The following is a 14793-nucleotide window of genomic DNA, read 5'->3' as shown; positions in this document are numbered from 1 at the left end:
CTATTATATTTCATGTATGAAAGCATCTGATTATATCGCCTATTTCTTAGAGGCTCAGGGCGTCGATACCGTCTTTGAAATGTCGGGCGGCATGATTACCCACATGCTCGACTCTATGCATCAACTCACGAAAATTGACATTGTGAGCATGCACCACGAGCAGTCAGCTTCGTTTGCCGCCGATGCCTACGCGCGCGTAACTGGCGTGCCGGGCGTAGCCATGGCCACCAGCGGCCCTGGTGCTACCAACCTGCTCACCGGTATTGCTTCCTGCTTTTTCGACACTGTGCCCGGCGTGTTCATCACAGGCCAGGTCAATACGTTTGAGCAGAAAGGCGACCGTGCTATCCGCCAGCTCGGCTTTCAGGAAACCGATATTGTGAGCATGGCGCGCCCTGTGTGCAAGGCTTGTTACGAAGTGAAAGATGCCTTGGAACTGCCGCAAATGCTGGAAGAGGCCTTTCGCATCGCCCTTGGCGGCCGGCCAGGTCCGGTGCTGATTGATATTCCCATGAACGTGCAACGCGGCGACATCCCGCCGCCCGCTGACGGCTTCCAGCGCGTAGCTCGCGAACGGGTGACGAATGAACTCTCCCCAGCCGTGCTCGACGAACTGGCTCATGCCCTAGGGGCTGCCAAAAAGCCGTTGATTCTGGTGGGCCGGGGCGTGCGCTCCGCGTTCCAGATTGAGGCGTTCCGGCAGTTTACGCACATGGTACAAGTACCAGTAGTGTCGTCGTTGCTGTCCGTGGATGCCCTAGCTTATGATGACCCGTTCCGCGTGGGCTACATTGGTTCCTATGGAAACCGCTGGGCCAATATGGCTATTGGCCTGAGCGACTTCATTCTTGTGCTTGGGGCACGCCTTGACATCCGCCAGACCGGTGCCGATACCAAGTTCTTTAAGGAGGGCCGTGCCATCTACCACGTCGACTGCGACCCGGCCGAAATTAACAACCGGGTAGTTGACTGCCGCCCTATTGTAGCCGACCTCGAAGATTTCTTCTCCGCTGCCAACCGCTACTACAACCCGGCTGATTTTGAAGCCCGCGCCGAATGGAGTACCGAGCTGCGCGACTTGCAAACGCAGTGGGCCGACACCAAAGAGCAACCCAACATTGTGGGCATCAACCCCAACGAATTCATGCACGCGCTGTCGAAACCCGGCCTGGGTGCCGGTTACGTGGCCGACGTGGGCAACCACCAGCAGTGGGCCGCCCAGAGCCTGGAACTGACCAACGACCAGCTATTCCTGACCTCGGGTGGCTTGGGCAGTATGGGCTATGCCTTGCCAGCTGCGCTGGGTATGTGCTTTGCCACGGGCCGTAAGCCGGTGGTGGTGATTGCCGGCGATGGCGGGTTCCAGATGAACATTCAGGAAATCCAGACCATTGCTCACCACAAGCTGCCCGTCAAGATGGTGGTGGTGAACAACAACTGCTTGGGCATGATTCGGCAGTTCCAGGATTCATATTTCGAAGGCCGCTACCAGAGCACATTCTGGGGCTACAGCGCCCCGGATTTCATTAAAATTGCCGAGGCCTACGGTATCCCAGCTTTCTCCGTGAGCGACCCGGCCCAACTCGACGAAGCCGCCGCCTGGCTCTGGAACGACCCACAGCAGCCTGCCCTTTTACAGGTCATGGTCGACTCGCACACCAACTGCTACCCCAAACTAGCTTTTGGCCACCCAATCACCGAGATGGAGCCATTTGTGAAGCCGTTGGAAATGGAAGGAACCTGATAGAACCTTAGATAGGAAGAAATCTGCTTTGCCTAAAAAAGAAGAAAATTTAGTCAAGAGACGTGTAGTAGTCGATCTATAGAATTGCTACAAGTATAAAGTGGAAAATCATGAATCGCCCAATTCTGTCTATCGGCATACCCACCTACAATCGTGCTCCGCTGTTGAAGCTGTGCTTGGAAAATCTGTTTAATCAACTTGCAGAATATGCTGAAGTAGTCGAGGTGCTAGTTTCGAACAATGCTTCTACTGACCACACAAAGCAGATAGTTGAAAGCTTTCAAGAGCAGTACAAACAGCTGCGTTATTCGGAAAATCAAACAAACGGTGGACCTGATTTTAACATTGCAAAGTGCTTTGAATTGGCAACCGCAAAATATGTATGGGTTTTCTCAGATGATGATTTGCTTCTGCCAAATGCGTTAAAATATATTATTCCGCTTTTGCAAAACCATGAATTAGGGATTCTTTTTTTAAAGCCGAATTTTTATCGCAATTCAATTGATGAATTTAAGCCTAAGGAGTCAGCTTTTAGTTATGAGTTGTATAACGACCCTTATAAGTTGATGGAGGAGGAGCATTATTGGCTCACTTATATCAGCGGTGTTATAATCAATAAGGATTTGGTGGAGGGTATTGATACACTTTATCATTACCAGAAAAGCTTTCTGATTCAGTTAGGTTGGACCCTGCCTGCTCTATTTAAGGCAAAAGAAAACGCGAAGATTACTACACCTCTTATTTTGGGCCGTCAATTAGCAGTTGTCGATTTTAAACTATTCCATGTCTTCGGAGAGAGCTACCCACGTGTGCTGACCGATATGGCTGCGAAAGGTATTATACCGGTCAAAGCTAGAGATTTGCTTATTGACTCAATAATTGAAAAATATTTCCCCTACTACGTTCCCATCACTGATTATCCTTATGGCGAAAAGCCTTTTGGGATTTTAAGCAAATCTTTCTGGCATAAAAAGGGATTCTGGACTATCTTGATGCCATTATTTCTTCGTAGGGGGTTATATATAGCGACTCGTCCGATGCGTCAAACCATTAAAAAAGGATTGGCACGACGACAGGTAACAAGTTGAGTTGTGAAACGAAACGGCTCAAGGCGCTTGGTAGAATGGCCGAAGGCATTATGTAAATTTTCCCAAGTCTTTGCTGCAAGGCTCTTCTAATCATGATTCTTGCATCGTTTCCACAACAGAGCCTTGTATCTAACTACAGTTATTGCTATACCTATAACCAAACTTATTAGTTCTTGCCTAACTTAAGCAATTGCTCCGTAAATTTGTAACCTTCTTAAATATTCTTTCTTATGTTGAAAGTAGACCAGAAATTCAAAAATATTGACAGTGAGCTGCATGGACAGCTAGAAAAGTCCATCCTACCTAACGTCACCAAAACTATTGTACCGGGTCAGGATTATATCCCGGTAACTGGCAAGGTGCTGGATGTAGACGACCTAATGTATGGAGTAGATGCCACCATCGACGGTTGGTTAACTACTGGTCGTTTCGGGCCAAAATTCGAGCAGAAGCTCGCCAAGTGGTTCGGCTGTAAATCATCCTTGGTAGTGAACTCGGGCTCTTCAGCCAATCTGGTTGCTTTCTACACGCTGACTTCACCTAAATTGGGTGACCGCGCCATTAAGCCCGGTGATGAGATTATTACTGTGGCTGCTGGTTTCCCGACAACCGTTAACCCGATGATTCAGTTTGGCTGTGTGCCAGTATTCATTGACGTTGATATTCCGACTTACAATATAAAGGCCGAATTGCTGGAGCAGGCTGTAACGCCCAAAACCAAAGCCATTATGATGGCCCATACGTTGGGCAACCCGTTCAACTTGGACGAGGTGATGCGTGTGGCTAAGAAATACAATCTATGGGTGATTGAGGACGACTGCGATTCGCTAGGTGCCACCTACAACGGCAAAAAGACCGGTACTTTCGGTGACCTCGCCACGCTATCGTTCTACCCGGCCCACCACATTACTATGGGTGAAGGGGGCGCGGTGCTCATCAACAACATCAAGTTGAAGATGATTGCCGAAAGCTTCCGCGACTGGGGGCGGGACTGCTACTGCGAGCCCGGTAAAGACAATACCTGCAACAAGCGCTTCTGCTGGCAGCTAGGTGAACTGCCCTATGGCTACGACCATAAGTATACTTACTCGCATATCGGCTTCAACCTGAAGGTGACCGATATGCAAGCCGCTATTGGCCTAAGCCAGCTAACCAAAGCTGACCACTTCGTGCAACGCCGCCGTGAAAATCACGCCATGCTTTACCAGAAGCTAAAGCAGTTTGAAGAGCATTTCATCCTGCCCGAAGCTACCGAAGGGGCCGACCCGAGTTGGTTTGGCTTCCTGATTACGCTGCGCGACGACAGCCCGTTGAGCCGTCAAGACATTGTAGAATATTTGGAAGAGCACAAGATTGGTACCCGCCTGCTATTTGCTGGTAACCTGCTGCGTCAGCCCGCTTATCAAGGTATTGAGCACCGCGTAGTAGGTGACCTTTCTAATACAGATACGATTATGAACCGCTCGTTCTGGTTAGGTGTATGGCCTGGCTTACAGGAAGTACATTATGATTACATCGTGGATGTAATTAGTCGATTCCTTGCTTCCCGCTAACATATTATGAACGGGCGTTCAAGCCTTCTGTTTTCCATATAAAGCATTGGACCTCACCCAAGCATATTTGCTAGGTGAGGTCTTTGCTTGATGGCCAAGATTACCCTTAATAGTATAAGTTGTTCACTGATAGCATAGTTTTTACAATAAAGAATCTAATGGCTGAGTACATTCCTTTAATAAGCATTTTGGTGCCTACTTATAATCGAAGGCAACTTATTCAAGGTACTATTGCGAGTATTTTAGTCCAGACATTTCAGGACTTTGAAGTCATTATCACCGATAACTGTTCTCTGGACGATACGGAGCAGGTAATTACGGCAATAAACGACTCCCGTATAATTTATGTTAAGAATGATATAAATATTGGTCCGGTAAATAATTACAATAAAGCTTTACGGCTGGCAAGAGGAAAATATGTGTATGTATTTTCGGATGATGACACCATGGTGCCAGAAAACCTGGCATTACGGGTGGCCATCATGGAGCAATATCCAAGCGTTGGGCTAGTACATTCCAATATCAATGTTATCGACGGCAACGGCACGGTAACAGCTACCAGCCATTGGGCCGCCCGGCACCCGGGCATGGCCGAAATGTGGCAAGAGATAGTAGCTAAGCCCCTAATGGACAAGAGCAGGGCCTTTCACTACCTCTACCACAACTGGAATTTTATTTCAATGCCTGCGGTGCTTATGCGCCGTGAATTGCTGTTGAAACACGGTATTGAATTCAATAATCAGTTACGCTATATCTGTGATTGGGACTTGTGGCTGCGCATTGCTCAATTCGGTGATTTTTATTTTATTGATAAGCCGTTGGTTTCTTATCGAATTCACGCTAGTAATGATGCCAAGACGCTGACGTCAAAGCTATATCTGCGAGAGTTGGTTGTAAGTAAATTGGGCCTGGTAAATTTGTATAACCGGCTCGATTTGCACAAGAAGAACTATTTAGCTGACATTGTACGGCTAGCAAAACGGCAACTTGTATATGCTGGTGAGAATGAAACCTTCTTCGAAGAAAAATCGCAGGTTCTCCGCTCATATTTGAAAAATAATTTGTCGCCATCTTCTCTTGATTGGCTAAAAAAAATGAGAAAATAATTCGCATTACTTGCTCGGCACAATAGGGTCAAGGCTACCCTTATAGCTTGCTTTGGCGATGCATCCGGCTTTTTGATTAGATATGTCCGATTCCGTTTCCCGTAGCCGCTCGGCGCTAATGGGCACTATTTCTTCGCAAGCGTTTACCATCATTTCCATGTTGGTATCCATCGTCAGTACGCCGATGATGCTGCGTTACCTAGATAAGGATGCCTATGGCTTATCCATTCTGTTCTTTCAAATAACTAATTACTTAGGGTCGTTTGACTTAGGGATTGGAACGGCGGTTATCCGGCAATTGGCTATGTACCGTGGTGACGATGAGCACAACCAACTCATGATAAATCGGATTCTAAGTACGGGTACAATTGCAGCCGGTATATTAGGACTGATAGTGACCATAGCAGCGTTTCTCTTCGCACCGTTTGTACCAGGTATTTATCATTTGCGGCCTGATTTGGCCTCGGATGCCGTACCGATTATTTGCTGGATGGGCTTATATGCAGGCCTACAATTTCTGCAACGCGGGACGGGTGGGCTCTTCTTTGCGCATCATCGCCAAACACTGATTGGGACATCAACATTTGTAGTAACGCTAACCGGTACCATACTGACTGTCATATTTTTATATTATGGTGCCGGGCTATGGTCTTTCGTGTATAGTGCATTTTTTCAATTAGTTGGTAGTGGAATTGTTCAGATTGTATTGTTGCGGCGATACTACCCGCATTTGCGCATTCTAGTCAAGTATTTCGATTCGAAACTGTTGCGTGAGCTATTTAATTACGGAATTTTTCTATTTGTAAACGGTATTGCAGGATTAGTAATCATGCAGACTGACCGGTTGGTTATCGGACAGGTTATTTCGTTGGCGGCGGTATCGGTATTCTCGCTCACTACCCGAATTCCGGAGGTGGTAATGGGGCTTATTGCTAAGGTTATGGACAATGCCACCCCGGCCCTAATGGAAATTACCACGCGCGAGTCAGACGAGCAGGCCCGAGTGCAGTACAAGCGCATTCTGGTGCTGGTAACGGCGCTGTGTATGCTTTCATTCTGGCTGGTGGTAAGCCTTAATGGATGGTTTATTGCCATCTGGGTGGGCCCCAGCTTCTTTGCCGGCAAACTGGTACTGGTGCTGGCAATGGGCATCACGGTACAGCAGACGCTGGTACGCACGGGCTCATCATTCTTGTACGCCAAAGGCATCACCCGCTCGGTAAGCTTGATGGGGTTGGTCGAAGCACCTATCAATATCACCCTGTCAATATTCCTCGGTCATCGAATTGGCCTGCCAGGTGTGCTAATTGGTACCTTGGTCGCCTCGTTGCTCACTTCGGTGTGGTACACTCCCTATCTACTCAGCCGGCACCTGGGCCTGACACTAGGGGCTATTGCTGGGGCAGTGGTAAAGCCGTTGGTTGGCGTTAGTCTGGCGGGGGCAGTGGTATATGGGCTGGTATGGAGTGTACGCCACGTACTGCCCGATTCATTGCCGCTGTTTTTCATAGTGGGAGCGGTGGCTGGGCTGCTACTCACGGCGTTCACGTGGGTGTTTTTTCTGCGCACTCCGTTTGCGGCCTATGTACCGGCTCCTTTGCGGCGTTACTTGTTAGTAGCTGTCTAATACTGATAAAATATGCCAAACCTATCTGTATGGTAAAGTCGGCGTGCTTGAGAAAAACTTAATTTATTGTGCTGGCTGAACGCAGCTGGTTGGGCTTTGTTAACGGCTTATGAAAATTCTGCTTGCAGTGGAGGACTTGCGCACTGGTGGTGCACAAACCTTCGTGTTGCGACTGGCACAGGCTCTGCACAAGGCTGGCCATGCTGTGCACCTCTACAGCCACTACGCCCACCACACCAACAAAGACTTGGTGCGCCAGCTGGCACCTGATGTTCCAGTTATCGCTTTTGGAGGTAATAAACTAGCTGATAGTGCTCTGCGTAAGGCCGACGGGCTGCGCCGTCGCCTTGGCTTTGTGTCGTCATGGCGTGAAGCCAAGCTGATTCAACACTTGCGCAAAACCATTGAGCAGCTGCAGCCTGATGTGGTAAACACGCATACCATTAAGGCCGACTATGCAGCAGCCAAGGCGTTGCAAGGCATAAGTATTCCGTTGGTTATCACAATGCACGGCTGCTATGAATTGTTCCTGCACAAGTCCAATGCGCCGGAGGTGACTCCCAAAGGCAACTATGCCCTGCAACACGCAGCGGGGATGGTATACCTGACCGATAAGAACCTGGAAATATTCGGCCAGCCGGACGTACGCCCCTTAACCAACCTGCCCCATGCGAAAATTTACAACGGGTTTGATGGGCAGTTTTCGGCCGAAAAGCCGTCGCATACTCGGCAAAAGCTGAGCATCCCAGCTGATGCCTTTGTGGCAGGCATGGTAGCACGCGGCATCCCGGAAAAAGGTTGGCAGCACGCAATTAATTCTTTCCTAGACCTGAGTGAGAAGTTTAATAAGTTACACCTCGTGCTGGTGGGGGACAGCGAATACCTTACGGAGTTGCGGGCGCAGTATCCGCACCCGCGGCTACATTTCATGGGCTTTTCGCGCAATCCAATCGACTGGGTCGATTTATTCGATGTGGGCCTACTACCTAGCTATTTCCACGCCGAAAGTCTGCCTAATTCAATTGCCGAATACCTTTCATGCGGCAAGCCTGTGATTGCCAGTCGTATTGGTGAAGTGCCTACTATGCTGAAAACCGAGCAGGGCTTAGCAGGTGTGGTGCTGGACCAAGCCAACTGGCAACTCACCAACCCAATGCAGCTTACCGAGGCGCTACGCACTTACCTCCGCGAACCTGCCCTTCTCCGGCACCACAGCCAATTGGCGGAATTAGCCTTCGAAAAGTTCAGGATGGACCGGTGCGTAGCAGCATATGTAAAAATGTATCAGCGCAGCTAAACTGCTAAACCAGACATCGCAAGGATAAGTGCTGGGCTCCCTAGCATATAATACCTTTGTCCTTCGATTCACAAGTATATCCGTTTCCTTTCCGCTAGACAGGTCTCTATCATTCCAATTAGTTAGATGCAAAGTATTTTAACTCGTTTTACCCGCTTCGTTTTATGGCGTACAGGTCTGGGCCGCAAGATTGCCGCCCGATTCTGGCAGATTCGCAGCGATGATTCTGCGCATGAACAATTGCTCATGCGGCAGGAAAACGTGTTCGATAACCTGCCTACGGAATTTGAAGACCCGGTTTTCAGCACTTTCATTGCCGAAGACAGTGCCAAATGGAATACGCAAACAGAGTATGTTATTGGCATCGATGATGTATTGATTGAGCCCGAACGCCTGCTGGGCACTAGCGGTTTTAATGAACTGGTGGAGCAAACAGTAGTATTCAAGCACGACCGACAGTATCCCTACATTCTGCCACACTTACTCAATCGCGGCTCTGCCAAGCCTATCGAAAAAGCTGTGCTCTATGATGGCTCTGCTACGCGCAACTACTACCATCACTTTGTGGATGCGCTCAGTTCACTAACGGTGTGGGACCGGACCGACGTGCCCCGCGACTTGCCGTTATTAGTTAATCGCTACGTGTATGAACAGCCTTACTTCCAATACTTATATAAAAAAAGCCATCAATTTCGGAGCCTAAACTGGCGCATTGTGGAACCCAATGAGTGGCTACGGGTGGGCAAGCTTTATAAGATGCAAGCCCTGCACTTCGGTAAGGAAACGTGGCGGCAGATGCGCCAACTCTATGAGTTGCCCGAAAGCCGCCCGCACCGCCGCGTATTCCTAAACCGTGACCGCAAGCTGTATGGTCGATACCTAGCCAATGAGGACGAAGTATGGGCCATGCTCCAGCGGCACGGCTTCGAGATGGTACTGGCCGAGCACCTCACCATTGATGAGCAGGCCCAACTCTTTCAGGAAACCGAGCATATGGTGGCCCTGCACGGTGCCGGTCTTATTCAGATGTTCTTTATGAACCCGAAGTTCAGCCAGATTATCGAATTGATGCCAGCTAATTACTTGATGCCCTTATATTATTGGCAGGCTTACACCATGGGCATGCGCTACTACGATGTGGTGGTAGGCGGCGATATGAAAGACGGTAAGGATTATCCCGTAGATGTGCAGCAGTTGGAAGCTGCTGTGGTTCGCATGCTAGCCAACGACAGCCCGATGCCAGTGTACGGCAAGACTCAGGTAACAGCTTAATTGCCTGTTATCCTTTCATCAGCCACTGAATAAGCTGCTGCAAACTTGGGCAGCATTGAGCTGCTGATGCCCGCGCTGGAAACGGCGAATGCCTGCTATCTCGTGTTTGTGACTTTATAATTTTATGACAACCAGTCCTGATGCCCGGCCTCGGCTTCTTTTAATTATCCCCAATCGTGGCCTAGGCGGAGCCCAGCGGGTGTTTCACGACCACAGCGTGGAGCTCAGCAAATACTATCAAGTAACGGAAGTTGTCTTCAATAAAGATGATGCTGACCTCTATCCCAGTGGTAACCCGGTGGTAAGCTTGGATGTGCCGGGTGGCGGCAGCCCACTCGCTAAAGCCCAAAACTTCTGGCGGCGAGTGCAGCGTCTGCGCGAGTTGAAAAAGGAACTGGCCTGCGACGTAGCCATTAGCCATCTGGAAGGCGCCGACTATATCAACCTGCTCAGCAAGGGCCGTGAGAAAGTGGTGCTGCTCATCCACGGCTCAAAGGTGCACGACCTCAACATTAGTGGCGCGGTAGGCTGGCTGCGTAAAAAAGTGCTAATGCCCTGGCTCTACCAGCGCGCCGATAAAGTGGTGACGGTGAGTCGCGATATCATTCCGGAGATGGCCGAAATATTCGGCGTGCCCCAGAAAAAACTGCTGGCCATCAATAATTCATTCGAGGTAGAGCAGGTTCGCGCTCTGAGCCGGGAGCCGCTTGCCGCAGATATTCAGGCAGTGTATGATGCCGCACCGGTGCTGGTAACCTCTGGCCGTCTGGCCGTGCAGAAAAACCAAGCCCCTTTGCTCGACGTCTTCGCTGCGCTGTTGAAGCGGCAGCCGGCCAAATTGGTTTTTGTGGGCGACGGTGAGCTACGCGAGCTACTGATAAGCCACGCCCAGGCATTGGGCCTCCGCGTGTACCAAGCCATGAGCCAGCCCACTGGGCTGCTAACCCAGGACTACGACGTGTACTTGGTAGGCATGCAGAAAAATCCGTTCAAGTATATCCGTCCGGCGGCGGCTTTTGTGTTTCCTTCAGCCTGGGAGGGGTACCCCATGGCTTTGGGAGAGGCCATGATTTGCGGTACGACCGTGGTGTCGACCGACTGCCCCACCGGCCCACGCGAGATGCTGGCGCCCACCACAGCGGCCCCAAAAACCGCATTGCGCCAAGCCGAATGGGCCGAGTACGGGCTACTGATGCCCATGCTGAACCAGCCCGCCAGTCTCCCGGCCGACCTCGTCTGCTGGACCGATACCCTCGACCAGCTGCTCCGCGATGCGCCCGCCCGCGAGCAACTGGCCAACGCCGCCCGCCTCCGTTCCAACGACTTCACACCCGAGCATGTTTTTGCGCAGTGGAAAAAGCTGATTGCCGACCTATTGCCCACCAGAACCCATTAACCCAGCGCTTCTGGTCGCATTCGCTAGTCTGACTTTTCATGAATTCACCCGTCCATTCTGTTCCCGCCGTGCCCCCCCGGCCGTTAATCTTGCTGGTCGATAACTCGCGGGCAGTAACCGGTGCGCTCAATGCGTTGCGCCACGCCACTAGCCCTCTGCGTAGCGAGTTTGATTTTGCCTACGTGCTGCCCACAGGCAGTACTGGCCGGGCAGTGCTGGAAGCCGACGGCTACCGCGTACACGAGCTGCCATTCGTGGAAATCAGCCGCCGGCCAGCTGATTTGCTGCGCTACCTGCCTATGCTGCTGCTTAATGGTTGGCGGCTGCGTCGGCTGGCACGGCGGGAGAGAGCCCAAGCGCTGCACATGAATGATTTTTACAACCTGACCGGCTATGTAGCGCACTGGTTGAGTTTGGGCAAGCTACCAATACTCACGCACGTCCGGTTCCTGCCGCAAGTGCTGCCGCAGATGTTTGCGAAGCCCTGGCGCTGGCTGGCCGAGAACGCCGCCCAACAGGTGCTGTGCGTATCGGAAGCGGTGCGGAAATACTTTGCGCCTACCAACGTCCGTGTACGAACGGTATATGACCCCTTGCCCGTGCGTGGCGAAGAGCTGCCGCCTTACACGGTCGGCAGCCCGGCGGCTACTCTTCGGCTGCTGTATCTCAGCAACTATATTCGGGGCAAAGGGCAGGATTTAGCCTTGGCGGCATTTCAAATTGCCTACGCTCAAAACCCTGGCTTGCGATTACACTTTGTGGGTGGCGACATGGGCATGGTTAAAAATCAGGAGTTTCGGCAGGAACTGGAAGCTGCAGCCCGGGTAGCTGGTTTGCAGGATGTCATTCAGTTCGATGGCTTTGCGGCTAATACTGAAGGAGCCATGAAAACGCACGACGTCGTACTCAACTTTTCCGAAGCGGAATCATTTTCCCTCACTTGCCTCGACGCGCTCTATTACGGTGTGCCCCTGATTGCCTCCGATTGCGGTGGCCCTGCCGAGCTATTTGAAAATGGTCAATCCGGCTTGCTGGTACCCAACCGCGATGTGCCGGCCATGGCCACCGCCATCATTAAACTGGCTGCCGACGAAGCATTGCGGCAGCAGTTCTCGAAAGCCAGCCGGCAGTTTGTGCGAACAAAATTTGCTCCTGCTGGTACCTACGAGCTCCTTGCTGCGTGCTACCGTCGCATCATCAGCCCCTTGCCGGCCTGATGAATTGTGTCAGCCCCTTTTCGAAGTGGTGTACCTTTGTGCTTTATTTCCAAAGCTTATTCGCTTGTGCGTATACTGTTTCTTGTGCCCTATCCGCCCGGTCGGGCTCCCTCGCAGCGTTTCCGTTTCGAGCAGTACCTGGATTTGTTGACTGCAGCTGGCCACCAATACCATCTGGCACCATTCATTTCGGTGGCCACCTGGGACATTCTTTACAAGCCTGGTCAGGCGGCAGCCAAAGCCATGGGAATTCTGGGCGGTTTCCTGCGTCGGGCCAAATTATTGTTTTCGGTGCCGAAGTATGACTTTGTATTCGTACATCGGGAAGCAGCGCCGGTAGGGCCGCCGGTGTTTGAATGGCTGATTGCCAAAGTACTAGGTAAGAAAATTATCTACGATTTCGACGATGCTATCTGGCTGGCCAATACGTCGGAGGCCAATAAGATTGCCGCCGGAGTAAAGTGGCACCATAAGGTGGCCGATATCTGTCGCTGGTCCTATAAAAATAGCTGTGGCAATGCCTATTTGGCCGATTATGCCCGGCAGTTTAACCCCCGCGCCGTAATCAATCCTACTACTATCGACACGGTGCATCTGCACAATCAGGTGCGCGACCAAGCTGCGCCAGGCCGTCTCGTCATTGGCTGGACTGGCACACACTCCACCCTCAAATATCTCGACCAGGTAGTGCCCGTGCTGGCTCGTCTGGAGGAGGAAGGACTGGAGTTTGAATTCCGCGTTATCTCCAACCAGCCACCCAATCTGCCGCTGCGCTCACTCGTGTTTCTGCCGTGGCGCAAAGACACTGAAATTGCTGATTTGCTGGGTTTCCACGTCGGCCTAATGCCGTTGGAAGATGACCCATGGGCCAAGGGTAAGTGTGCCTTTAAGGCGCTGCAATACATGGCATTGGGAGTTCCGGCGCTGGTATCGCCTGTGGGCATGAATACCGAAGTAGTACAGCATGGCCAGAACGGTTTTGTGTGTGCCACCCCAGCCGAATGGGAGGCCAGCCTGCGCCAACTGCTGCAAGATGCCAGCCTACGGGAACACCTCGGCCTTGCCGCCCGCGCTACCATCGAGCAACGCTATTCGATACGGGCCAATACAGCCAATTTTTTAGGTTTGTTTGTTTAAGCGTTGGCCAACTGCCGCAGCTTAAGTGCTTGGCGCGTTTTGGGCTGTGCGGAAGCGACGGTAATGCTCTGCAAGATATAGAGGCCGGCAAGGTAAAACGGCATGAGCGGAATCTTATAACGTACAAGCGTTCCAAAGTTGCCACTGGATACACCCACGGAGATGGCAAAAATCAGGCTGAAGATGAAGCACAAGGTCAATACCGGAACTCGTCCAATGGTACTGAGCGTTTTGAATAACCCCACACGCCAAAAAATTCGGATGGTAAGGTAGAGAAAATATGTTGCTTCAAGAGCAGAAAGCCCCATAGTTGGGTTGCGAGCTTCCCATAGAAAAGGCCGAAACAGCGACACGATAATAGCTTGGGGTGCTAGCTTCACCATGCCGCCAATTGTACCATCCTGCGCTCCAATGTTATAACCTGAACCCTGTTCAGCCTTGCTGACCTGCTGAAGATAGTCAGCGGTCAGCTTGCTTTGCGCCCCAATCTTATCTATGTTGAATCGCGCGTCAGCAGCTGAAAGTTGAACAATAGCATACGCGGCCACTACGCCACCCAGGCCCAGAAAAAGGGGTTTTACTAGCCAGCGTACAGCGGTATTACGAATATCCTGCGTGCTTTCATTGAATACCCAAAGTAGAGCTGGTGGGAGAAAGGCCAGCAGAATATAAATCTTCATAGCATAGATAACACCCATCGCGCTTGCGCCCAGTACTGCACAGCGTAAGATGTTTTTACGCTCAATAGTACCTCTGTAAAAAGCATAGAAAAGCCATCCTAGTGCTCCTATACAAAGTGAATCTTTGAGTAGACCTGAACCCCAGAAAAATACTGATGGGAGAAAAAAAACAGCAATTGCGAGCTCTTTATAAGCTTGAGGACGTATTTTAGCAAACGTCATGTACATGGCCCACATGCCTGTAAACGTGATTGTTGCAAAAAGTACCGCAATAACAGTATAGGTGCAAAAGCTAAGTAATGCAAACACGCCTGCTACCCGAATTACAAAGTATTCGTTGCTACCACGCCCAAACCACATCATTTGGGTAACATACTTGCTGATAGCTGGCGTCACATCGCCTGCAGTTGTTACTAGTTCCCAACCAGCTGCAAAAGAGTCACCAAATGCATGGTAGATAATGCCAGCGTGATTATAGTAATTATTGGTATCACCTCCGTACAACGTGTAATATAAAATGCCGAGCGCAATAGCACCTACAACCTTGACAGTGAGGGCTGGGATAAAATACTTCTTGGTGTAGACGTTGGTGACCGAAGACCGGAGCCCATAAGCAAGCATGTATATGATTGCCAAATAAAAGGGTGTAATGTAAAGGTCCTTGAGTTCCATGCTG

General features: G+C 50.7%; 11 protein-coding genes. 10 read left to right on the top strand and 1 reads right to left on the bottom strand.

The features are described 5' to 3' along the window. Positions 1-16: 16 nt before the first annotated feature. The 10 genes from J4E00_RS10745 (at position 17) to J4E00_RS10700 (ending at position 13437) form a co-directional block, all read left to right on the top strand. Entirely contained in the window at positions 17-1744 is a 1728-nt protein-coding gene (locus J4E00_RS10745) for a thiamine pyrophosphate-binding protein (protein ID WP_208175156.1), read from the top strand. 110 nt (positions 1745-1854) lie between these two features. Then, positions 1855-2832 (top strand): glycosyltransferase family 2 protein, encoded by a 978-nt coding sequence (locus tag J4E00_RS10740; protein WP_208175155.1) that lies wholly within the window; start codon positions 1855-1857, stop codon positions 2830-2832. Between the two features lie 230 nt (positions 2833-3062). Beyond that, complete coding sequence (gene rfbH, locus J4E00_RS10735; RefSeq protein WP_208175154.1) at positions 3063-4385, top strand: lipopolysaccharide biosynthesis protein RfbH; 1323 nt, start codon at positions 3063-3065, stop codon at positions 4383-4385. Between the two features lie 158 nt (positions 4386-4543). After that, the gene (locus tag J4E00_RS10730) at positions 4544-5491 is read left to right on the top strand and encodes a glycosyltransferase (protein WP_208175153.1); all 948 of its coding nucleotides are present in this window, start codon (positions 4544-4546) and stop codon (positions 5489-5491) included. A gap of 82 nt (positions 5492-5573) precedes the next feature. Next, positions 5574-7118, top strand: coding sequence for an oligosaccharide flippase family protein (locus J4E00_RS10725; protein WP_208175152.1), 1545 nt, complete (start codon positions 5574-5576; stop codon positions 7116-7118). A gap of 109 nt (positions 7119-7227) precedes the next feature. Continuing rightward, on the top strand, positions 7228-8415 hold the full coding sequence (locus J4E00_RS10720; RefSeq protein ID WP_208175151.1) for a glycosyltransferase family 4 protein: 1188 nt from the start codon (positions 7228-7230) through the stop codon (positions 8413-8415). A gap of 126 nt (positions 8416-8541) precedes the next feature. Continuing rightward, positions 8542-9687, top strand: coding sequence for a glycosyltransferase family 61 protein (locus tag J4E00_RS10715; RefSeq protein WP_208175150.1), 1146 nt, complete (start codon positions 8542-8544; stop codon positions 9685-9687). A gap of 124 nt (positions 9688-9811) precedes the next feature. Next, on the top strand, positions 9812-11083 hold the full coding sequence (locus J4E00_RS10710) for a glycosyltransferase (protein WP_208175149.1): 1272 nt from the start codon (positions 9812-9814) through the stop codon (positions 11081-11083). A 38-nt stretch (positions 11084-11121) separates the two neighbouring features. Further along, on the top strand, positions 11122-12300 hold the full coding sequence (locus J4E00_RS10705) for a glycosyltransferase family 4 protein (protein WP_208175148.1): 1179 nt from the start codon (positions 11122-11124) through the stop codon (positions 12298-12300). Between the two features lie 66 nt (positions 12301-12366). Further along, positions 12367-13437, top strand: coding sequence for a glycosyltransferase family 4 protein (locus J4E00_RS10700; RefSeq protein WP_208175147.1), 1071 nt, complete (start codon positions 12367-12369; stop codon positions 13435-13437). On the opposite strand, the gene J4E00_RS10695 is transcribed toward J4E00_RS10700, so the two are convergent. Beyond that, the gene (locus tag J4E00_RS10695) at positions 13434-14789 is read right to left on the bottom strand and encodes a hypothetical protein (protein ID WP_208175146.1); all 1356 of its coding nucleotides are present in this window, start codon (positions 14787-14789) and stop codon (positions 13434-13436) included. The two genes, J4E00_RS10700 and J4E00_RS10695, sit on opposite strands and share 4 nt — an antisense overlap. Positions 14790-14793: the final 4 nt, after the last annotated feature.

It is taken from the genome of Hymenobacter negativus (genome assembly GCF_017571495.1).
In the GTDB taxonomy this organism is placed as follows: domain Bacteria; phylum Bacteroidota; class Bacteroidia; order Cytophagales; family Hymenobacteraceae; genus Hymenobacter; species Hymenobacter negativus.
This window is presented reverse-complemented; position numbering and strand designations above follow the sequence as displayed.